This is a genomic window from Candidatus Zixiibacteriota bacterium (assembly GCA_040756055.1).
Classification (GTDB): domain Bacteria; phylum Zixibacteria; class MSB-5A5; order GN15; family FEB-12.
This window is the reverse complement of the sequence record JBFLZR010000005.1, coordinates 283009-304821: the sequence shown is the minus strand read 5'-3', so window position 1 is coordinate 304821 and position 21813 is coordinate 283009. Positions and strand designations below refer to the sequence as shown.

Sequence of the window (21813 nt, the reverse complement as noted above, 5' to 3'; positions counted from 1 at the left end):
GGCTGGTTACAGACGATAAATAGGATTTACAATGGGAAGGATCGGAGAATATTTTAAGAATCTGATGGATTACGTCGGGCGCATGTCACCGAGTCAGGTGATGATGCTGTTTGGCGTGGTTGCCGGTACGATAGTGGGAATAATTTTCGTGGTCGGGTGGCTCAACAGTGTCACCTACGCTCGACTTTATTCCGATCTCGATCAGAGCGAAGCCGGCGAGATAGTAGCCTACCTCAACGATAACAAAATTCCCTACCAGTTGACCGACGGAGGCAGTTCGATCGAGGTGCCGTCGGGTGACGTTTACGGCACGCGCATAGCCCTTGCGAGTGAGGGTCTACCGCGTTCGGGGAGTATGGGGTATTCGATTTTCGATGAGAACAATCTGGGAATGACGGACTTCCTGCAAAACCTCAATTTCCGCCGGGCGCTTGAAGGCGAATTGACGAAGACCATCATGCAGCTCAACGAAGTTCAGGCGGCCAGGGTTCATATTGTCATGCCCAAAGAGCGGTTGTTCAAGAGAGATCAGAAAGAGGCGACCGCGTCGGTGGTTCTCAAGCTCAAAGGGAACGCCGATTTATCGAAGCGCCAGATCAAGGGCATTACGCACCTTGTGGCAGCCTCGGTGGAAGGGCTCCGGCCCGGCAATATTTCCATCGTGGACTACGATGGCAACCTGTTATCGTCGGGCGGGGAGAACGATCCGCTGGCGGGACTGTCGTCATCGCAACTCGAGGTTCGCAAGCAGGTCGAGCAGTATCTTGAAGATAAAGCTCAGACGATGATGGATGATGTTCTCGGGCAGGGGAAAGCCGTGATCCGCGTGACGGCCGATTTGAATTTCCAGCAGATTGAGAAGACTTCCGAGACGTTCGACCCCAACGCGCCATCGATCCGAAGTGAGGAGCGGGTGAAAAGCTCGCTGTCGGCGACGGATAAGGCGCTTGAGGAGTCTGAAAGCAAGCAGGATGACAACAGCGAGACGGTTATTACGAATTACGAATTGAATAAGACCGTGGAACACATCATCAATGCCATCGGCACGATTGACCGGCTGTCGGTGGCGGTTCTGGTCGACGGCGTGTACACTCCGATGGAGGGAAACGGGGGCGCCACCGAGATGATGTACCAGCCGCGGCCGCAGGACGAGCTTGACCGTCTGGCGTCGATAGTAAAGAATGCTGTCGGATTTGATCAGCAGCGAAACGATCAGATCGAGATGGTCAATATAGCGTTCGACCGCAATAATCTTCAGGATGACCAGGAGATGCTCGACAGCATGTACATGCGCGAATTTTATATGGATATTGCCCGCAAGGTGGGGCTGGTGCTCCTTATCGCCCTGCTTTTCTTCTATGCGAAAAAGAAGTCGTCGAAGTTGTTCGCTGCTCTGGGTTCGTTTGCTCCCGCCGCGCCTCGTCGGCCGCAGCCTGTAACCGCGGGTGGACAACAGCGGGAAGCCTCGGCGCCGGTCGCTGAAGAGGAGCCCGAGGTGCTTGCGGAGACCCGTCAGCCTCGTCTGATTGACAAGATGCAGCGCACGGCTAAGGAGCGGCCCGAGGAGATAGCGAAAGTCATAAAAACCATGATGGTTGAGTAGGTTGGCTATGAGATACGAAGAAATGACCAACATGCAAAAAGCGGCCGTGGCGCTGGTGGCGTTCGGCTCGGAAGTATCGGCTCTGGTTCTCAAGGGAATGAACGAGCAGGATCTTGAAAAGGTTACCGTCGAAATCGCCAACCTTCGCGACGTTCCCTCTGAGATTGAAGAAAAAGTGATAGAAGAGTGCCATCAGGTGTTCATGGCCCGGCAATACATCTCCCAGGGCGGTGTCGATTTCGCCCAGCAGATCCTCGAGAAGGCCGTCGGAGCGCAGAAGGCACGGGAAATAATGCACCGGCTGGAATCATCGATTCACTCCAAGGGGTTCTCCCTGCTCAAGGACATTGATCCGAAGCAGTTGACGAGCTTCCTTCAGAACGAACATCCCCAGACAATTTCGTTGATCCTGACCCAGCTCAATCCGCAGCACGCGGCGGCGGTGCTTTCGGAGCTGGCTCCGGAACTTCAGGGTGAAGTGGCTCTGAGAATAGCGATGATGGAAAAGATAGCTCCCGAGATTCTCAAAGAAATCGAGCAGACACTCGAAGGACACTTCGAGCGCACGGCGGGCGGTGAAATGTCGTCGTCGGGCGGAGCCAAGGCGATCGCCGAAATCCTGAACCTGATCGATACTACGGCCGAAAAGAATATTCTTCAGTCGCTTGAGGCCGAGGATGCGGATCTCGCGGCCGAAATCAAGAATATGATGTTTGTCTTTGACGATCTGGTGCTGCTTGATGATCGTTCGATTCAGCGCCTGCTCAAGGAGATCGAGACCAAAGACATTGCTGTCGCTCTCAAAGCTACGACGGATGAGGTCAAGAAGAAGATATTCGCTAACGTCTCCGAACGTGTCGCGGTGATGATCCAGGAAGAGATGGAATTCATGGGCCCGACCCGTCTTTCCGACGTCGAGGCTGCCCAGGGACGGATCGTGGAAGCGGTCCGCCGACTCGAAGAGGAAGGCCAGATCATAATCTCCGGTCGAGGCGGCAAAGAGGATATCATTGTCTAAGATCATCCGCACTCAGGTACAGGCTCCGGTTGTATTCATCGGTGAGAAACATCTCGATGTGGAACTGGAGACGAAGGCGGAAAAGCGGCTGGGGTCGCTGTTCCCTGTTGTATCGGTGGTGACCGATTACGACGGTGCCAAATTTATACCCATTCAGCAGATTTTCAAAATCGAGCAGAAGCTTCAGGAAGAGGTCGAAAAGGCGCGCGAGCAAGGCTACAACGAGGGTTTTCAGGCCGGGCACCGGAAAGGTCTTGAGGAAGCGAAGAAGGTGCTTCAGCAGTTTGATCATGCCATCAAGGATGCAGTAACCCAGCGCGAGGCTCTTTTGGAAGAGGCGCGGCAAAAGGTGCTGGATCTGATTCTCGCGATAAGCCGCAAGGTGACTTTTGATGCCGTTGAGGCCGATGCCGACGTTACTCTTGAGATAATCAATGGAGTGATCAGCGGTTTGATTGATCGCTCGAAACTGAAGATCAAAGTCAATCCCAGGCATCATCCTATAGTCGAGCAAAATATCGAGCGTTTCCTCAAGGAATCGACGACCATCAAGGAGATCACGGTCGAGCCTGACCCGAGAGTGCGCTACGGCGGCTGTTTCATTGAGACCCCCAGTGGCGATATCGACGCCCGGCTGGAGTCCCAGTTCGAGGTGGTCAAAGAAGTGCTCGTGTCGGGAGAACAGCGATCGTGATTACCATTCCCTACGATACATATCGATCCAGAATAGAAAAAGCCAGGACCGTCAAGCATTTCGGCAAAGTAACCCAGGTCGTGGGCCTGGTTATCGAATCGGCAGGTCCGGCTATCTCGATCGGGCGGCTTTGCAATATTGAAAATTTCGATGATGGTCAGAAGGTACTGGCCGAAGTAGTTGGTTTTCGCGACGACCGGATTCTGCTCATGCCGCTGGGTCCTATCAGCGGCATCACGCCGGGGGCCATCGTGACCTCGACCTCGGAGCAGCTTCGTGTACCGGTGGGTCCGGAGCTGATTGGCCGAATTCTTGGAGGACTGGGACAGCCAATAGACGGCAAGGGCATGCTGATTACAAGCAGCACCCGCCCCGTCAATGGAGAGCCGATCCCGGCGCTCAAGAGGAAGCGGATCAAAGAGCGACTGCATACCGGTATTAAAGTTATTGACCTGACCTGCACCGTCGGCAAAGGGCAGAGGATGGGAATATTCGCCGGTTCGGGTGTGGGTAAGTCGGTCATGCTGGGTATGATGGCACGAGGCTCATCGGCCGATATCAACGTGGTCGCCCTGGTCGGAGAGCGAGGCAGGGAAGTTCGCGAGTTCATAGAAAAAGATCTTGGCCCGGAAGGGATGAAAAACACGGTGGTGGTGGCTGTGACTTCGGATCAGCCGGCCCTTATCAGGATAAAAGGAGCGATGGTGGCTACGACCATTGCCGAATATTTTCGCGACCAGGGCAAGAGCGTCATGCTGTTAATGGATTCGCTAACCCGAATCGCCATGGCCCAGCGCGAAATCGGCATCGCCGTAGGCGAACCCCCGACAAGCAAGGGATACACACCATCGGTCTTCGCCCTGCTGCCCAAACTTCTGGAACGCGCGGGACAGAACGACATCGGTTCCATCACCGGGCTATACAGTGTTCTGGTCGAAGGCGATGATATGAACGAGCCGGTCAGTGACGCGGTGCGCTCGATCCTCGATGGTCACGTGTCGCTTTCACGCCGGCTGGCTTCTCTGAATCAATATCCGGCGATCGACATTCTCGATTCTATCAGTCGCTTGATGGTGGAGGTTGTTCCGGAGGACGAGAGGCGGCTGGCCGGAAGAGTCCGCGAGATATTGTCCGTTTACAGGGAGGCCGAAGACTTGATTAATATCGGGGCTTACGTTAAGGGGTCCAATTCAAAAATCGACTACGCCATCTCCAAAATAGACGATCTGAATACTTTCTTCCGTCAAGGCATAATGGAACTCTCCGATCCCGAAGAATCCATCCGTCAACTGGCCGAGATAATCGAGTCGTAAGTTGAGGGTTTATGAAGAAGTTTAGGTATCGGCTCCACGCGCTTCTGAAGGTGAAAGAGCACATCGAGAAAGAGCGGCAGAAAAAGCTGGCTTTTACTTTGCAGCGGGTTCAGGAGCAGGAGTTGAAGCTGACAGAGATTGACGGTTTCAGCGAGACAACCAGGGACCGGCAGAGAGAGAGCGCTACGGGAACGTTTTCGGTAGCGGAGATGCTGGTGATTTCACGGTACCTGTTCAAGCTGAAACGTGACTCCCTGCTGGGTCAGGAGTTTCTCAAGGCACTCAAGAAGGAAGAGGACGCTCGCAGGGGAGAACTGCTTGAGGCTACGCGCGAGCGTAAAAAGTACGAAAAGCTCAAAGAACGGCAGCAGGAAGATCACAATCAGCATATTGAAATGGTTCTGGCCAAAGAGTCGGACGAAACCGGCATTACCACCTACCGGCGTAAGAACTCCGGGGCAAAGCGCTGACCGTTTCCATTGACCCGAATACAGAAAAAAATTCCCAATCAAATATGTAATCGATTCCGAAAAGGCTTTGTCGGCAAAGCGGCTGTGTTTTGTAATGCGTTGCTGTGTTGCGGGTTAATGGTTTGATAAGGGTTTGGCACAGCCCATGCTTTAAACAAAGTGGAGGAAAACGTGATAAAAGGAATATATACATCGGCTTCCGGGATGATTCCCCGAATCAAGAAGCAGGAAACGACAGCGAACAACATCGCCAATGTTTCCACCGTCGGCTTCAAGAAAGATACGGTCTTTACCAAGGAATTATCGAAGGCCCAGCGAAGACATCTCCCCAAGCCGTCCGACTGGGAGCGTCCGATGGTTGACGAGGTTTATACCAACTTCGCGCCCGGCGTCTTCGACAAGACCGGTAACCAGCTTGATCTGGCCATTGACGGCGACGGATTCTTCCAGCTTCAACTTCCCGATGGTTCCACGGCTCTGACACGGGCAGGCGCTTTTAGTGTCAGCAGCGACGGTTACATAGAATTTCCAGGAGGAGCTCTTTTGGTATCCGAGGGTGGAGCTATTCAGGTAGGCAACGGAGAGGTTTCGGTGGCTCAGAGTGGTACGGTTCAGGTGAACGGCGCGACAGTGGGCCAGATTACCCCGGTTACGGTCGAAGACGTGGAGCAGCTTGAAAAGCTTGGCAGCTCCATGTTTCGCGTACCGGAAGGGATATCTCTGATTCCGGTGAATTACGCCACGGTTCAACAGGGTTATCTCGAAGCCGCCAACGTTGATGTCGTCAGGGAGATGGTTGATATGATTATCTCCTTCAGGCAGTATGAGGCCGACTCCAAGGCGATACAGATACAGGACCAGTCACTGGATCACCTGTTCAATCGCGTGGGGACCAAGGGTTAAGAAAGTGAAGAGTTGACATAGGAGGTAACTATGATCAAAGCTATGCGAACAGCCGCTACGGGCATGATAGCACAGCAGATGAATGTCGACAACATAGCCAACAATCTGGCCAACGTTAATACGACAGGTTTCAAAAAGAGCAGCGTCGAGTTTCAGGACGTGCTTTACCAGAACATCCGTCAGGCGGGAAGCGCTTCGTCGATAGGCACGCAGGTTCCGGTGGGGTTGTCCATCGGCTACGGTACCAAGCCGGTCGCAACGCACCGTCAGTTCACCGAGGGTGACCTTACGGGCACAGGCAACCCGCTGGATATGGCTATCAGCGGCGATGGTTTCTTCCAGGTGCAGTATCCTGATGGCAGCACAGTTTACACCCGCGACGGGGCTTTCAAGATGTCCGCCGACGGTACGGTGGTGACTTCGGAAGGGTACATGCTGCTTCCGCAGATTACTATTCCCGAAGATGCTACATCGATTTCAATCGGCAGCGATGGTACGGTCGAGGTACTCCAGACCGGTACCGATGTGCCGACGCAGATCGGTCAAATAGAGTTGGCTCGCTTCATCAATCCGAGTGGCTTGAATGCGATCGGGCACAACCTGCTTGCTCAGACGGGAGCTTCGGGTGATCCGGTTACGGATGTCCCGACCCAGAGCGGGTTGGGTTCTATTGACCAGGGTTATCTGGAGATGTCCAACGTGGATGTGGTTGACGAGATGGTCAATATGATCGTGGCCCAGAGAGCTTACGAGATGAATTCGAAGGCGATTCAGACCGCCGATGATATGGCGCAACTGGCCAACAGTCTGAAGAGATAAGGTGATATGACGCTTTTTAAACGAATACTCGCGGTACTCATATTTCTCGTTCCGTCGATCTGCCCTGGTGTGACATCGCTGACGCCCTCTGAAGTGATTTTGGACGAGATTATGGTCACCTATGAGCTGGACCCTCTGGTGTATGAGATCGAGGTGTTGACCAATCAGCTCAAGACCGAGTCTCTCGAGGGACGCCAGTTAACGTTTCGGCCGCTTTCGCAAAAGGAACCTATCGGTTTGTTCACGGTGCTTGCCACCGTTCTGGAGAACGGTGAAGAGATAGAGTCAAACCAGGTCCGTTTGCGGATCAAGAAGTATAAGACTGTTCTGGTCGTAAAGGATCGAGTCGGTCGTAATGATAATCTTTCGCCGGAGCAGTTCGGTCTCGAGCGGATGGAGGTGACGAACCTGACCGAGATGCCGCTGGAGTCGGTGGAGCAAATTGAAGGCTATCGTGCGTCGCGCAATTTGAGGCCGGGTCAAATTTTGACCAGCGGAGCGATCGAGCCGATTCCGGACGTGGAGAGCGGCCGGGAGACACTCATCGTGTACGACGATGGTTTGTGTAAGATCACGGCAACCGGGATCGCTCTTCAGTCGGGTGTCACCGGCGATTATGTCAAGGTGAAGAACAAGGCAACCAAGAAGATAATAATGGCCCGCGTCATTGACGAGAACGCGGTCAGTGTAGACCCATAGGAACAATCTATTAGAGGGTGCTATGAATATAAAAAGGATTTTACTCATACTGGCGGCTCTGCTGCTTTTGCCGTTTACCATCAAGCTGTATGGCGGCGATTTCGGGCAGGCTCAGTCTCTGTTCACCGATATCAAAGCCCACCAGATTGGGGACATTTTGACGGTGCTCATTTACGAACAGAACAATGCCAGCAGCAAGGTCGAGAACAAGACCGAGAAGTCGACAAAATCATCTGTCAGCGGCGGGCCGGGAATCGGAACGCTAGATTTTATCCCGCTTTTCGGCGCCGACGGCGAGAACAAGAACAGTTTCGACGGCAAGGGCGAGAACACCCGCAACGGGTCACTTCGCGCCAAGATGTCGGTGACGGTCATCGATGTCCGGGAGAACGGTGATTTGATAATCGAGGGTTCGAGGACACTCGGTATCTCCGGTGACCGGGAGACCCTGACCTTGACCGGCGTTGTTCGCCAGAAGGATATCACCCCGGACAACACTATCGACTCGTACCTGATTGCCGATGCCGAGATTCATTACACCGGTAAAGGCAGTTCGAATACGGCGTCGCGTCCCGGTTTCGTAACCAGATTCTTCAACTGGCTGTTTTAGGGGGGCATATGCTGACAGCTATATTCAGCAAACTGGCTACGCCGGCAGGCTTGATGTTCATACTGGCCATCGTTTTGATGCTGTGTGCGCCGGCCGAGGCGAATAAAGTCCGCATAAAAGACATTTGCGATTTTCAGAATAAACAGGAAGTGGACCTGATCGGCTACGGACTCGTCATCGGGCTCGATGGCACCGGAGACGGCAGCGGCACGCAGTTCACGATACAGTCGCTGGCCAATATGATGGAGCGGATGGGTCTCACTGTCGACGCCACTAAGATCAAGGTTAAGAACGTGGCCGCGGTTTTGGTTACGGCAAAGATGTCGAGCGTCCAGAAAGAGGGGACCTATTTCGATGTTACGGTGTCATCTATCGGTGACGCCAACTCGCTTCAGGGGGGCACGCTTCTGCTTACGCCGCTGTCGGATGTGAACGGTACCGTCCGGGCCGTGGCACAGGGAGCGGTATCGATTGGCGGGTTTAACGTTCAGGTTGATGAGACGAATAAGATTGTAAATAACTACACGCTGGTGGGTCGCGTCCCGGGTGGAGCCAAGGTAACGGTATCACTTGAGGATACCTCAAACGATTCGCGCGAGCTGTTTCTGTCCCTTCGGGATCCGGATTTCACGACGGCGCATCGAATCGCCGAGCGGATAAACATAAAATATGGCACGACAGCGCTGGCCTTAAACGGCGGAACGGTGCGGGTGATGGTGCCTGATTCGCTCATGCATCCGCTCAATCGCACCGAGTTCATCTCAGATATCGGTCAGCTTTCCGTGGTGCCGGACAACACGGCGCGAGTGGTGATAAACGAAAAGACGGGAACGATTGTCGCCGGCGAGCACGTGACTATTGAGCCGGTGGCCATTGCTCATGGCACGATTACGGTCAATATACAGTCAACGCCGGTCATATCGCAGCCGGAGCCGTTCAGTTCCGGCGAGACCGTGGTGACCCAGGATTCGCGCATCAATGTGAGTGATGAGATGGCGAGAGTGGTGCATCTGAAGCGTTCGGTGTATCTGTCCGATGTTGCCAGCGCTCTAAACAAAATCGGCGCCACGCCGCGCGATATCATCGCCATATTCCAGGCGCTCAAGCAGGCGGGAGCCCTCAGATCGGAGTTGATAATTCTCTGATGTCGATAACCGCTGCCAAAAACGCAGGTGTCGTGGTTCCGCAGTCCGATGTCGAGAGACTGAAGGACCAGAAGTCGGGCACTCTCGAAGGCGAAAAGGCCAGACTGAGGAAGGCCACGCAGGATTTCGAGTCGTTTTTCATGTACCAGATGCTGAAAACGATGCGCAAAACTGTGCCGGAATCAACCTTCAACGAAGGAGGGCCGTTTTCGGGTGACAACAGCAAGGACATTTTTACCGAGATGTTCGATATGGAGTTGTCGAAGAAGATGGTTTCGGGCGGTCAGCAGTCAATATCGGAGATGCTTTACCGGTCGATGGAAAAGCTGGTGGAGGCACAATTCGATCCGGAGAATAAGGTTAACGAAGTAAGGCCGCTGAGCGAAGAGGCCCGTCAGACGATTAAGATCGAGCCAGTGCCGTTTGAGCCGATTACGGAGCCGGCGAAAACCATCGAGATTCCGGTGGAAGAGCCAAAGCAGCTTCCGGTGCTATCACGCCCTGTATCTATGAAGCAGGACTCGATTTTGTCGCGCTACGGCGAATATATCGCCCAGGCGGCCGACACGACATCGCTTGATCCGGCTCTGATCGTTTCGGTAATCAAGGCCGAGTCCAACGGTGACGCTTCGGCAGTGTCGCCGGCGGGGGCAAAAGGTTTGATGCAGCTAATGGACTCAACCGCTTCGGATTACGGTGTGGATGAAGTTTTTGACCCGGGGCAGAATATCGATGCCGGCAGCCGTTACCTCAAGCACCTGGTGGACCGTTTCGGATCGCTTCGGCTGGCGCTGGCCGCATACAACGCCGGTCCGGGGAATGTGGAACGTTACGGCGGCATCCCGCCCTTCACCGAAACCCAAAAATACGTTGAGAAAGTCATAGATACACTCAACTCGCTCGGTCAAACGGAATGTGATGCGACACCTAAAGAGTGGGTTGCTAAAGTCGATAATAGTGAGTAGGACGCTCGCATGGGAATATAGGATATGATAAACAAGCTGATAGAGATCATTGGCAGGGAAGCCGCCATCTTCGAGGCATTTCTGGAGCTTCTGGAGAAGCAGCAGGAGATGCTCGTCAAGAATGACGCGGAGGGGTTAAGCCACATAACGGACCTGCAGAGGGAAAAGCTCGTGGAAAGCCAGCTGCTCAACAAGCGGCGCCTCGAACTTGTCCGCGAGATCAAGATTGCCAACAATATCGACGGTGATCTGAATGTCACCCGACTTCTTGATATTGTCGATCAGGATCAGGCCGACCGCCTGCAAAAACTGCAGCGCATTATTCTCGATCTCAATGACAAAATTACCACGACCCGTAATCAGAACGCCATGCTTTTGAACCGTTCCCGCCAGTATATCATGAAGACCATGGAAATGCTGTCGCGAGTGAACAGTCCTGAGTCCACCTATACTCAGGAGGGATCTTCAAAAGAGCACAGCAAAAACATTGTCGTGGACAGGAGGGCGTGATGGCCGGTTTATTCCAGACTTTAGACATAGGACGCAGAGCGCTATTGGCCAACCAGGCTTGTCTCAATACGGTGGGGCACAATATCGCCAACGTCGATACTCCCGGGTATTCCCGGCAGAGAGTGAACATCTCGGCAACCTATCCCCTGCAGACCACGCAAGGCGTGCTCGGCACGGGAGTAGATGTTACCGATATCAAGCATATCCGCGACCTCTTTCTCGGTCAGCAGTATCGCCAGGAAAACAAGTCGCTGGGACAGTGGTCCTACAAGGAGAAGATCTATTCCCAAATTGAAACCATGTTCAATGAGCCGAACGACAACACTCTTTCGGATCGTTTGAATGCTTTCTGGGAATCCTGGTCGGCGCTGTCGACTTACGAGGGCACGCGCGAAAATATCCTGGCGGAAGCGGAGCGTCTGACAAACGGCTTTCATGAGTTGTCGTCGGAGCTTACCCGACTTCAGGAGTCGCTCGATGAGGACATAGTAAATGTGACCGAACAGGTCAATATGATCACCACGGAAATCGCCATGCTCAACAATCAGATCAAATCGCAGGAGCTCGGGGGAACCCACGCCAATGATCTGAGAGACAGGCGCGATTTGCTTCTGGATGAGCTGTCAACGCTCATAGATGTCAACAGCGTCGAGCAGGCCAACGGTGACCTGACAGTTTACATGGGGTCGATGTCGATCGTGAACGGTCCGGAGTCTATTCGGGTCGGCACCAAGCTCGTAAACATAGACGGCGTACCGACCCACAAGCTGGTCTGGGAGGGAACCTCGGTTGAACTGGTCAACAAAAACGGGCAACTGAAGGGTCTGATAGACTCACGCGACAAGATCGTGCCGAAGTATATGGATGAGCTCAACACGCTGGCGCGTACTATCGTGGAGCAGGTGAACGCCATCCACGTGACCGGGTACGGAGCCAACGGCTCGACCGGCGTTAATTTCTTCGATCCGGATTGTGTCGAAGCGCACAACATCTGTATAAGTGCGGAGATTTTACATGACCCGTCACGTATTGCCGCCTCGGCCAGCGGTGAGGAAGGCGACCAGGAAACCGCGGTAGCGATTAGCAAGCTTCGCGATACCGGGGTGCTCGAAAACGGAACTTTATCCATAACGGAATATTACAATTCGATGGTTGGAGCGCTGGGTGTGAAATCGCGAGAAGCCCAGTCGTTCGCATCGAATTTTGATTTGCTGACACAGCAGATATCCAACTCCCGCGAATCGGTTCAGGGGGTATCCCTGGATGAAGAAATGACCAATATGGTCAAATATCAGCAGGCATACGAAGCCGCGGCGCGGGTCATAACAGCTATTGATGAAGCCCTCGATACGGTTATCTCAGGGATGGGGATAGTCGGAAGGTAACAGGGCGGTTTGACAGGCAACACTAAGGAGGGTGTACTGTGCTGATACTAACAAGGAAGTTGGGTGAGTCTATTAACATCGGGGAGGACATCAGAATCTCCGTGTTGGGGATTCACGGCCGACAGGTAAGAATCGGGATTGACGCTCCGCTCGATGTGGTGGTGCACCGCGAGGAAATTTATGTGAAGATACAGGAAGAGAATCGCAGGGCATCGAAGTCAATCACCAAGGATTTGAAGGGAATGGTCAACCTGATCAAAGGAAAGATTTCCAGCGGCAAGAAGGAGACTGCTTCTGCTCCGGAAATCGACTACAAGGATGACAGCCGTAAGGAGAAAAACTCGTCCAGCAATCGTCGCCCCCGCAGGCCGTAGCGACGTAGCGGCGGTCAGGAGTTAAGCGATGAGAGTAACGAACGCCATGATGAACAGCGCGGTGTTGTATAACACCCAGGCTGCTCTATCGCGGCTGCTTAAAGTGCAGACGCAGTTGTCCAACGGCAGGCGAATCAACCAGCCTTCCGACGATCCCCTTGGCACAATTCGTGACCTGGATTATCGCTCGGAACTGGCCAAGAACGCCCAGTACCAGAAAAATGTCAGCCGGGGCCAGCAGTGGCAGCAGTCATATGACACGGTTTTGGCCGACGCCAAGGACCTTATTACCCAACTGAGGGAAATCGCTGTCACCATGGCCAACGAAGTGGCCGATGATGACGGTACGTCCCGCACCGCGGCCGCGACCGAAGTGAAGCAGATATTCGAGCAGTTGATGCAGCTGGGCAACCACAAACTGGAAGACAAGTACATTTTCAGCGGTTACCGCACCGACGAACGGGCGCTGATAGCGTCCAGCAACGGTGTGCGTTATAACGGCGATTACGGCTCGATAAAGTTTGAGATCGACAACTCCACGGATATGCCTATAAACATCAACGGCGCCGACACCTTCCTCAAGCAGTTCTCGGTCCTGGGGGAAAACGCCGACCTCGATGTGGGTGTTACCGGCAGCACCCTGCTGTCGAACCTGCATAATGGCGAAGGTGTCGATCTGGCTCCGGGTTCGTTTACCATTGTTGACCGAAACACGGGCATTACCGCGAACATATTCCTGGGCTTCTGCACCACGGTCGAGGAGGCGGTCAACGGTATCAACGCCTATCTGACCTGGTTCGGGATTGGAAATCTCACCGCCAGGATTGGGGATGAGGGGAACAACATTCTGATGGATACGACCCAAAACGGTCTGATTTCCGAGGTGACTTCGCTTGACGTCATAAACGGCGGAAACGGGGTCGATCTCTCGGAAGGTAAGATTCGGTTGACGGATCATGACACGATCGATGTCCAGATAGATTTCAGCGGGTCGGAAACGATCCTTGACATAATTGACAATTTCAACGGGCAGGTTCAGGCGGCGGGCATACCGAACTTATCGATGCGGATAAATGCGGCCGGAACGGGCTTTGAGATAGTCGATAACAACGGTACGCCACTCGGATTGTCTATTGAGGAGATTGGCTATCACAGCAGCGTCGCCGCCAACCTGGGAATTGACGGGCAGATTAATCCGACGCTCGTGGGTGATGATTTGAACCCGACGGTCAGTTTTGAGGTCATCGAGGGACCGGGAACCACAGCCGCAGATCTGGGCATTGTGGGCGAATTCTTCGCCGATTTCCCGGGGGCCGATCTGGATCCGCTTCTTCTCGAATCTACCAATCTTGCCGATCTCAATCACGGGCTGGGGTTCGAGCTGGGCGAAATCAAGGTCTGTCAGGGCGAGCGAACAACGTTTCTCGATCTCGGCAGTCCGTCAATCGTGACCGTACAGGACGTCCTGGATGCTTTCAACACCTCCGGTCTGGATATCACGGCATCGATTAATCCCGACGGCCGGGGAATTCAAATAGTGAATAACGACCCGACGCGGTCGTTCACGATAGAGGATGTGGCCAACGGCAGCACCGCCATGGATTTCGGTATCTATGGATCAAGTGACATGATGGGCTCGGCGCTCGCGTTGATCAACGCGCTGGAGGCGGATGATCAGGAGGCCGTCGGGCTACTTCTGGGCAATTTCGAGAGCGCTATCGATCAGCTTCTGTACGAACGTTCATCGGTGGGCAGTCGGTCCATTCGGCTCGAGAGCACGACGGGTCGACTGGTCGATCAAGAGCTGACTTTCACTCAAAGGTTGTCCGAGGTCGAGGACGCCGACATCACCGATTTGGCCAGCAGACTGGCCGTATATGAGAACAATTACCAGGCGGCGCTTCTTGCCACCGCCAGAATTATACAACCGTCATTACTGGATTTTCTGAGATAGACAAAGAAGGATGGGATCTATGATAGTTAACAGTTTGCGACTGGGACAGCTTGAGATTCCCGATGAGAAAGTGGTCAGAACCGTCAAGCCGATACTCGGTTTTGAGCATCTGACACGTTATTGTTTGGTGGATGTCGAGGAGACGAAGCCATTTTTATGGTTTCAGTCGGTCGACGATCCGGCGGTAGCGTTTCTCGTCATCAATCCCAGGGTGTTTTTCCCCCGTTACAGGATCGAGGTAAACTCCAATGAGATAGCGGAGCTCGAAGTCGACAGAGTTGAATCGGTGGAGACTTATGTGATTGTGACGGTACCGGAGGACCCCAGCGAGATTTCAGCCAACCTTCAGGGACCGGTGATAATCAACACCGAGAACAACAGGGCTAAGCAGTTGATACTGGTTAATTCCGAGTACTGTATCGCTCATCGGATTTTAGACACGTTGCCGAAACAGGCAAAAGAGGCTGAAACCGAAATTCCCGAACTGGCCGGAGTGTAGGTCAGGACGTTTTTGATTGCCGCTACGGACCTTGATCGCCGTGCGGTGGCAACCGACATAGGAGTCAAAGCATGGATCATCCACAGATCGCCCTCTTGCGCGAGCAATTGTCGCAGGGTAGCGTGACGATTGACGAAATCACCAGACTCGCCAACGAATCCCTGGTAAATAATGACCTGGAGAAAGCCTACTCGTTAATCTCAATACTGGCGGAGCAGCCAGATGTGTCCGGCCACCTGCTGTCTACCGCGGCGGCAGTCGCGCTGGCGCGCGGGGAGCGGGAGCATGCCTACGGTTTGTTCGAAAAAGTTCTCGACCAATCGCCGGATGATTTTGACGCCGGTTACAATCTGGCGCTGCTGGACTTGCAAAATGGCGCCCTGGCTGAGGCGCAAAGTCGGCTCAAGGAGCTATTGAAGAAAAATCCAAAAAACGCGGCGCTGTATAATGATCTGGCGGTGCTGCACATTAATAAAGATGAAGTCAGCGGGGCTTTGGACTGCTGGCGTCAGGCGCTGCTCATAGATCCAAATCTCTCTCTTGCCCGTGACAACGCCATGGAAATCCTTGTCGAGAAGAAGATGGTCGACGAAGGCAAGCGGCTGCTGCTGCTTAACGCCAGGGCATCCGGAGTGACCCACAAGTCGATCAGGGAGATAAGAGGCTGGGCCAGAAACCTTGAGAAAATAGCCGACGAGCAGGACGCAGTAGTCCTCGAGCCAGGGAAGCGAACGGAGATGCGGGCGATTTCCGGCAAGAAGATAGCCGTATTCGCCGGCATTGATACGTTTGCCGTCGATATAGTGCGTCATCTGGCGCTTGCCAACGAAATCAAAACCTTTAACGGCGGCTCGCGAGAGCGGATGCGTCAGCTCCTGGAATGGGCCGATATCGCCTGGTTCGAGTGGTGCGACCAGCTACTCATCGAGGCTACCACCATGCCCAAAACGTGTAAAATGGTCTGTCGCCTCCACAGTTACGAGGCGTTCAGCGATATGCCCGGTAGAGTCGATTGGACCAAGGTCGATCTGTTGATTTTCGTGAATGGATCCGTAAAAGACGTGCTCGACAAGCATTTCAAAATAACGACGCCATACAAGGTTATCCATAACGCTGTGGACACCACCCTGTACACGATTCCCCGGTCAAAGGTTTACGGCAAGAAAATAGCATCGGTCGGATACATTAATTATAAGAAGAATCCGGAGTTGTTGCTTTATTGCTTCAAGAAGATTCATCAGTACGATCCCCAGTACACGCTCCACCTCGCCGGAGCGCATCAGGACCCGCGCATTCAGTTGTATTTTGAGCATTTTCTGAAGGAAAACCCGCTGCCGGTTTATTTTGACGGATGGATAGATGATATGCCGGCGTGGTACGCGGACAAGGATTTTGTCATATCAACCTCGCTGTTTGAGTCATTCCACTATTCGATTGCCGAGGGGATGGCCGCCGGGTTAATGCCGCTGATTCACAACTGGTACGGGGCGAAGGGGTTGTATCCCCGGGAATACCTGTACAATGACCCGGACGAATGTCTGGAGCTTCTCAAGAGGCTGGAGAAAGATGATAGAGCCGGGCTGGCAGAGAAAAACCGCCAGTTTATTATTGATAACTATGGGCTCGAGGATAAACTCGCTACGATTTCGAACGAACTTGCTCAATTGATAGAGCAGCAAACCGCGCAGCTTCAGCCGCATTGACGAAAGAATCATGAGCAGGAACAACAAGAGCAGGACAAAACAGAAGACGAACTCGACCGTCGTCGGCAACAGCGAGCTTGACCGGCTGCAGAGGGCCGTCGCGCAAAATGCCGATGACATCAAAGCACGTCTGATGCTTGCGGATCACTACCTTCAGAATGGAACCGAGGAGAAAATCGTAGAAACCCTGTTGTCTCTGGAATCGCGGTATCCATTCGATGACGAGACATCCAGAAAGGTCTACAACCGTCTGCTGGCATTCGGGTATGCCAACATTAATAGGCTGGTTGAGGCGGAAGAGATATGTGAGCGGGGATTGAAAGATGAACCCGGGGCGCTGGATTTCAGATATGTGCTGAGCTATGTTCACCTCAGAATGCGCGAATATGATAAAGTTATTACCCGGGGGAACGAATACCTCCGGCAATACGAAAAACTCGAGGAGGATAAGAGTCCGCGAGTCGAGTACTCGGCATCGACCAACTACCTGAGCCAGTTGTTGAACTTTTTAGGGTCAGCCTACTTCGAACGTTCGCAATGGCAGCAGGCTATCGATATGTTCGACAGGTCGCGACAGTTGGATCCGGCAAATCATTTGCCCTACATAAATCTGGTAAACGTAGCCCGGCATCACGGCGATCTCGATTCGGCCAGGTCGATTATCGCGGAAGGGTTGAAGAAGTGCCGTCAGGTACAGGAATTGAGGCTTCTCTCCGCCAGCCTGAACGAGCGGGCCACGGTGTCGGCCTGTCTGATGGTGAAAAACGAGGAAGAACTGCTGCCGGACTGTCTCGAATCGATTCGTGACTGGGTGGATGAGATAATAGTGGTTGATACCGGTTCGACCGACCGAACGGTGGAGATCGCCGAGTCATTCGGCGCGAAGGTGTTTCATCAGCCGTGGGAAGGCAATTTTTCCAAACACCGCAACTATTCCGTCGAGCTGGCCACCAGTGACTGGGTGTTTATCATCGACGCTGACGAGCGGTTTGTGGAGGATGATCTCCCGTCGCTTCGCCGGCTTATCAATCAGGATGATGTAAACATTATCTCGATTAATGTATTCAACGTTTACGGCAAGAAAGAAGAATTGACGACCTTTCTGCCATCGGTGAGGTTCTGGAGGAAGAAGGTCGGTCTTCGCTATGAAGGAATCGTTCACAATCTGCTGAAGCTGGGGGAAGAGCACCTCGTGCTCAGGACAGGAATCAGGATCAAGCATCTTGGGTACGGTTTGAATCCCGAGAAGATGCGTGCCAAGTTTCTTCGCAGTAAAGTGCTTTTGGAAAAACAGCTCGAAGAGAACCCCGACAATGCTTTCGCGCTGTTTAATTATGCTCAGCTTCTTAAGGGGGAAGGGGCAGGTTATCTGGCCAATAACATTCCTGTCATCATAGAATCCGCATCGCGGGCCGTGGAACTCACCAATCCGAAAAACAAGGCTGATCGGCACGTGCATTTGATGTGTCTCGATCAAATCGCCTGGGCGAACTTCAACAAACGTGATTTCAAGACGGCAATGGAATATTGCGATAGAGCACTTGAACTCAAGCCGGATTATCTCGACCCGCTTCTTTTGAAAGCACACATCTACGCTCAACAGGAGCAGTGGCAAGATGCACGTGAGGCTTATAATCGGTATCTCGACATACAGGCGAATTATGATCCGGGCGTCGAGACGGACTGCCTGATACTGACCCACATCGACAGCCGGGCAAACGCCTACTATGGACTTGGCCTGATTGCCGAAATGATGTCAGTCAGGCAGGAGGCGAAAGAATACTATCTGAAGACAGTGGAGCTTTATCCCGGTTACTTTGAGGTGAACCTTCGTCTGGCAGATATTTTCATGGCCGAGGGCAGTCTCGATGAAGCCGAGAAATACTACCGCAATCAGTTTGATTTGACGACGCGGCGGGTGGATTCCGCTGTTGGTTTGGCCGCCATAGCTCTGGCGAGGCAGAATACCGAGCTGGCCGAACAGTGGTATCAAAAGGCCATAGAAGTTGACAGCGCGAATGCGGCGGTGAGGATCAAATACGGAAGACTGCTTCTTGATACAAATCGTGACAATGAGGCCGAGAGTCAATTCAGGGCGGCGATTGAATTGTCGGATAATGCGAGGACCCGTCTGGAACTGGCCGAAACATACATGAAATCAGGCCGCTTGGAGCAGGCAGTGGCTTATTATGAATCGGTACTTGAGAAAGCAGGTCAGAACGCAGCCCTGCTCAATGACCTTGGCAACTGCTATTTCAAAATGAAACAGTTTGACAGAGCGGAGCAGTATTACGAGCAGGCTTTGGCGAAGGGAACGCCGCTGGATGTTGCCTACCGCAACCTTGGACTTGCTAAGGCACGGCAGAATAAGTCGTTAGAGGCGATTGAAGCGCTGGCCAAGTATCTTCAGCTAAACGGCGCCGAACCCCAGATTCGAAAGATTATCGGTGATCTGCATCTTGGATGCGGTCAGTTTTCCGAAGCGCTCGAGCATTATGAGCAGTATCTGGGTAGTTGTCCTCAGGACGCCGGTGCGCTTTTCAATCTGTCAGAGTGCTATCTCAATATGGGACATAGCGATTCGGCCAGACTCGGCTTCAGGCGGGTTCTCGAACTCGATCCCGAATGCGAGCCGGCCCGAAAAAAACTGGAAAATCTCAGTCAGCCGGTTTTGAGCGCGTGATTTTTCGGTAATCCAGCCTTCAAAACACACATCTTAAAATCACTCTAAACTATAAAGTCGGAGTGATTTCTGCCGATTACAATCTTAAGGGATTATAACAACTATGAGAGGAGTACAACTGATTCAGAGAGTAAGGAGGGTTGCGTAATTGCTGAGGCGGCGGGCCATTGATGCAGGTCCAGCCGGTAATCCTGTCACATGGGAAGTGAACGTTTGTGTCGAACAACAGAAACCAACATAACTAAATCGGGGTAAGGACACCCCAAACTCTTCAAGGAGGAGATGACACATGTCACTTCGCATTAACCACAACCTGGCAGCGCTCAACGCGCACAGAAACTTGGTGGAAACCAACAGCGCGTTGGAAAAATCCATGCAGAGGTTGTCATCCGGTTACCGGATTAACCAGGGTGCCGATGATCCGGCCGGTCTGGTTATTTCCGAGCAGTTCCGTGCTCAGATTGCCGGTCTGAACCGCGCTATCGCGAACTCGGAAGGATCGATTTCGATGATCCAGACTGCTGAAGGAGCCATCACCGAAATTAACAACCTGTTGATTTCGATGAGGGAGTTGGCCATTCACGCGGCCAACGAAGGCTTCAACGATGCCGATCAGCTGGCAGCCGACCAGGCTGAAATCGACAACGCGATCACCACTATCGATCGCATTGCCGCCAACACTCAGTTTGGTACGAAGAAGCTGCTCGATGGCAGCAAGGACAACATCGCCACGATTACGTCGGCCAACAGCTCCGGCGTAACGATCAAGGAATCGTTCCTCAGCGATGGTCTGCACTCGATCACGGCTACCAAGACCGCCGATCCGAGCGCCGCGCTGAACACGACCTCTTTGGGTCTGTCGCTGGCTAACACCGACGGCGATCCGTACAACCTGTCCGAGGGCATCCACAATATCGACGTCCTTCAGGCGTCCGATACCGCCCAGAAGAACTCCGGCGCTATCACCATGGCCGATGCTTTTGGTAACGGTCTGGAGATCGCTGCTGCCGGTACGGTTGCTATGCTGTCATCCTCAGCCACCGGTGGTGCTGCTGACGCTACTAACGTAGGCACCTATTCTGTCGTTCTGAACTATCAGGAGAATGGTGAGTCGCCGACCGGTGACCAGACACTCCGCGTTGCTGTTGAGGCTGGTGACAACAGTGCCTCAATAGCGGCCAAGATACAGGCGCAGGTAAACCTTAACACTGCTCTGGCCGGTAAGGTGGTTGTAACCGGTACTGACGATGGTGAGATTCGTTTCAAGACCGCCAACCAGGGTGCCCAGTACTCACTGCAGACCAAGGCTTCCTCGACCACAGCGGCTGCCGCTCTGTTCACGGTGGGTGCCGCCAATGACCGTGGTGCCTCTTCCGGCACTATCGCGATGACTGTCAACACGGCGACCAATAGTGCAGCGTCCAATGCGGCCATCGTTATAAACGCTTCGGTTTATAGCAGCCTTGCTGACCTCGTGACTCGTCTCGACACCGCTCTGGACACTGCTTTCGGCAAAGTTCAGGGTAATACGGGCGTTTCGGATATCGATGCTGAGGTTGTCAACAGCAACCAGATCAGCATTCATACCAACGACGAAGGTTCGTCTTATACGTTGAAGGTTGACGCTGGTCCGACCGGGACCCAGAACGTATTGAACGTTCTCAATATGACCGTTGATACGCTGGCAAATTCCGGAACCGATGCCTTAATTGCGTTCGACAACTATACCAACACCGTTGACGCTGTCAAGTATGGTTCGACCAGCGACATTACGCTGAAGAACAAGGCTGATGGCGTTACCGGTCAGGGTCTCGTTGAGATGACCGTAGCTACCGCTCTTAACGGCGTTAACCTCGGCAGCCTGCTTCTTGATGTTCAGGCCGCGAAGTTTGATGTCCGTCTGGACGGCGGCCCGGCCACTTCCGTTACCGCCGGTGTCGAAAGCACGGTATTCAACGCCGATCGTTCGGAGTCTCTCAGACTGCTTTACAGCCTGACCTCCGAAGGCGGCACCGAGACCATCAACAACGTCGACCAGTCGCTGGTCTTCCAGATTGGCGCCAACGTCGGTCAGACCGCCAGCATCGGTCTGCGCAACATGTCGGCTTCATCGCTCGGAACCGGTCTTTCCGACAACATGTTCCGTGCGCTGTCCGAAATCGATGTGACCACCGTACAGGGCGCTCAGGATGCCCAGTCGATTATCGACGCGGCTATTAATGAGGTTTCCACGACCCGTGGTACTCTCGGTAGCTTCCAGAAGAACACTCTGGAATCCAACCTGAGAAACCTCAGGATTGCGGCTCAGAACCTGACGGCTTCTGAATCGCAGATTCGCGACACTGACATGGCTGAAGAGATGTCAGAATTCACCAAGAATCAGATTCTGGTCCAGGCCGGTACTTCGATGCTGGCTCAGGCTAACCAGCTTCCGCAGGTGGTTCTGTCGTTGTTCTAAGCCATCTT

General features: G+C 53.3%; 17 protein-coding genes and 3 pseudogenes. All 20 read left to right on the top strand.

Translation table 11 applies throughout. The features are described 5' to 3' along the window. Positions 1–31: 31 nt before the first annotated feature. The 20 genes and pseudogenes from fliF (at position 32) to AB1483_11195 (ending at position 21805) form a co-directional block, all read left to right on the top strand. Complete coding sequence (gene fliF / locus AB1483_11290) at positions 32–1603, top strand: flagellar basal-body MS-ring/collar protein FliF (GenBank protein MEW6413034.1); 1572 nt, start codon at positions 32–34, stop codon at positions 1601–1603. Between the two features lie 7 nt (positions 1604–1610). Further along, a complete protein-coding gene (fliG, locus tag AB1483_11285) occupies positions 1611–2621 on the top strand; it encodes a flagellar motor switch protein FliG (GenBank protein ID MEW6413033.1) in 1011 nt (336 codons plus the stop codon). Next, positions 2614–3315 (top strand): FliH/SctL family protein, encoded by a 702-nt coding sequence (locus AB1483_11280; GenBank protein MEW6413032.1) that lies wholly within the window; start codon positions 2614–2616, stop codon positions 3313–3315. Before fliG ends, AB1483_11280 begins: the two co-directional genes overlap by 8 nt. Further along, entirely contained in the window at positions 3312–4628 is a 1317-nt protein-coding gene (gene fliI, locus AB1483_11275; GenBank protein MEW6413031.1) for a flagellar protein export ATPase FliI, read from the top strand. Before AB1483_11280 ends, fliI begins: the two co-directional genes overlap by 4 nt. Positions 4629–4639: 11 nt before the next feature. After that, positions 4640–5098 carry a flagellar FliJ family protein gene (locus tag AB1483_11270; protein ID MEW6413030.1) on the top strand — a complete coding sequence of 153 codons (459 nt, stop codon included), beginning with the start codon at positions 4640–4642 and terminating at the stop codon, positions 5096–5098. A gap of 171 nt (positions 5099–5269) precedes the next feature. Further along, positions 5270–6001 carry a flagellar hook-basal body protein gene (locus AB1483_11265; protein ID MEW6413029.1) on the top strand — a complete coding sequence of 244 codons (732 nt, stop codon included), beginning with the start codon at positions 5270–5272 and terminating at the stop codon, positions 5999–6001. 30 nt (positions 6002–6031) lie between these two features. Beyond that, positions 6032–6820: a flagellar basal-body rod protein FlgG gene (gene flgG, locus AB1483_11260; protein ID MEW6413028.1), complete on the top strand. Its 789-nt coding sequence runs from the start codon at positions 6032–6034 to the stop codon at positions 6818–6820. 6 nt (positions 6821–6826) lie between these two features. Then, positions 6827–7519 (top strand): flagellar basal body P-ring formation chaperone FlgA, encoded by a 693-nt coding sequence (gene flgA / locus AB1483_11255; protein MEW6413027.1) that lies wholly within the window; start codon positions 6827–6829, stop codon positions 7517–7519. A gap of 22 nt (positions 7520–7541) precedes the next feature. Then, positions 7542–8129, top strand: a complete 588-nt coding sequence (locus AB1483_11250; protein ID MEW6413026.1) for a flagellar basal body L-ring protein FlgH — start codon at positions 7542–7544, stop codon at positions 8127–8129. A gap of 8 nt (positions 8130–8137) precedes the next feature. Next, positions 8138–9274, top strand: a complete 1137-nt coding sequence (locus AB1483_11245; protein MEW6413025.1) for a flagellar basal body P-ring protein FlgI — start codon at positions 8138–8140, stop codon at positions 9272–9274. Then, positions 9274–9576: pseudogene (locus AB1483_11240) on the top strand (rod-binding protein). The gene AB1483_11245 and the pseudogene AB1483_11240 overlap by 1 nt, the downstream one beginning before the upstream one ends. Positions 9577–9822: 246 nt before the next feature. After that, positions 9823–10239 (top strand): annotated as a pseudogene (locus AB1483_11235) (lytic transglycosylase domain-containing protein). Positions 10240–10263: 24 nt separating this feature from the next. Next, positions 10264–10749 (top strand): flagellar protein FlgN, encoded by a 486-nt coding sequence (locus tag AB1483_11230; GenBank protein ID MEW6413024.1) that lies wholly within the window; start codon positions 10264–10266, stop codon positions 10747–10749. Next, on the top strand, positions 10749–12134 hold the full coding sequence (gene flgK / locus AB1483_11225) for a flagellar hook-associated protein FlgK (GenBank protein ID MEW6413023.1): 1386 nt from the start codon (positions 10749–10751) through the stop codon (positions 12132–12134). The genes AB1483_11230 and flgK overlap by 1 nt, the downstream gene beginning before the upstream one ends. Positions 12135–12172: 38 nt before the next feature. Continuing rightward, positions 12173–12346 (top strand): annotated as a pseudogene (gene csrA, locus AB1483_11220) (carbon storage regulator CsrA). A 190-nt stretch (positions 12347–12536) separates the two neighbouring features. Next, positions 12537–14462 (top strand): flagellar hook-associated protein FlgL, encoded by a 1926-nt coding sequence (gene flgL / locus AB1483_11215; GenBank protein MEW6413022.1) that lies wholly within the window; start codon positions 12537–12539, stop codon positions 14460–14462. A 19-nt stretch (positions 14463–14481) separates the two neighbouring features. Continuing rightward, positions 14482–14961 (top strand): flagellar assembly protein FliW, encoded by a 480-nt coding sequence (gene fliW, locus AB1483_11210; GenBank protein MEW6413021.1) that lies wholly within the window; start codon positions 14482–14484, stop codon positions 14959–14961. A gap of 71 nt (positions 14962–15032) precedes the next feature. Beyond that, complete coding sequence (locus tag AB1483_11205) at positions 15033–16664, top strand: glycosyltransferase (protein ID MEW6413020.1); 1632 nt, start codon at positions 15033–15035, stop codon at positions 16662–16664. Positions 16665–16674: 10 nt separating this feature from the next. After that, entirely contained in the window at positions 16675–19347 is a 2673-nt protein-coding gene (locus tag AB1483_11200; GenBank protein MEW6413019.1) for a tetratricopeptide repeat protein, read from the top strand. 289 nt (positions 19348–19636) lie between these two features. Continuing rightward, positions 19637–21805, top strand: coding sequence for a flagellin (locus AB1483_11195; GenBank protein MEW6413018.1), 2169 nt, complete (start codon positions 19637–19639; stop codon positions 21803–21805). Positions 21806–21813: the final 8 nt, after the last annotated feature.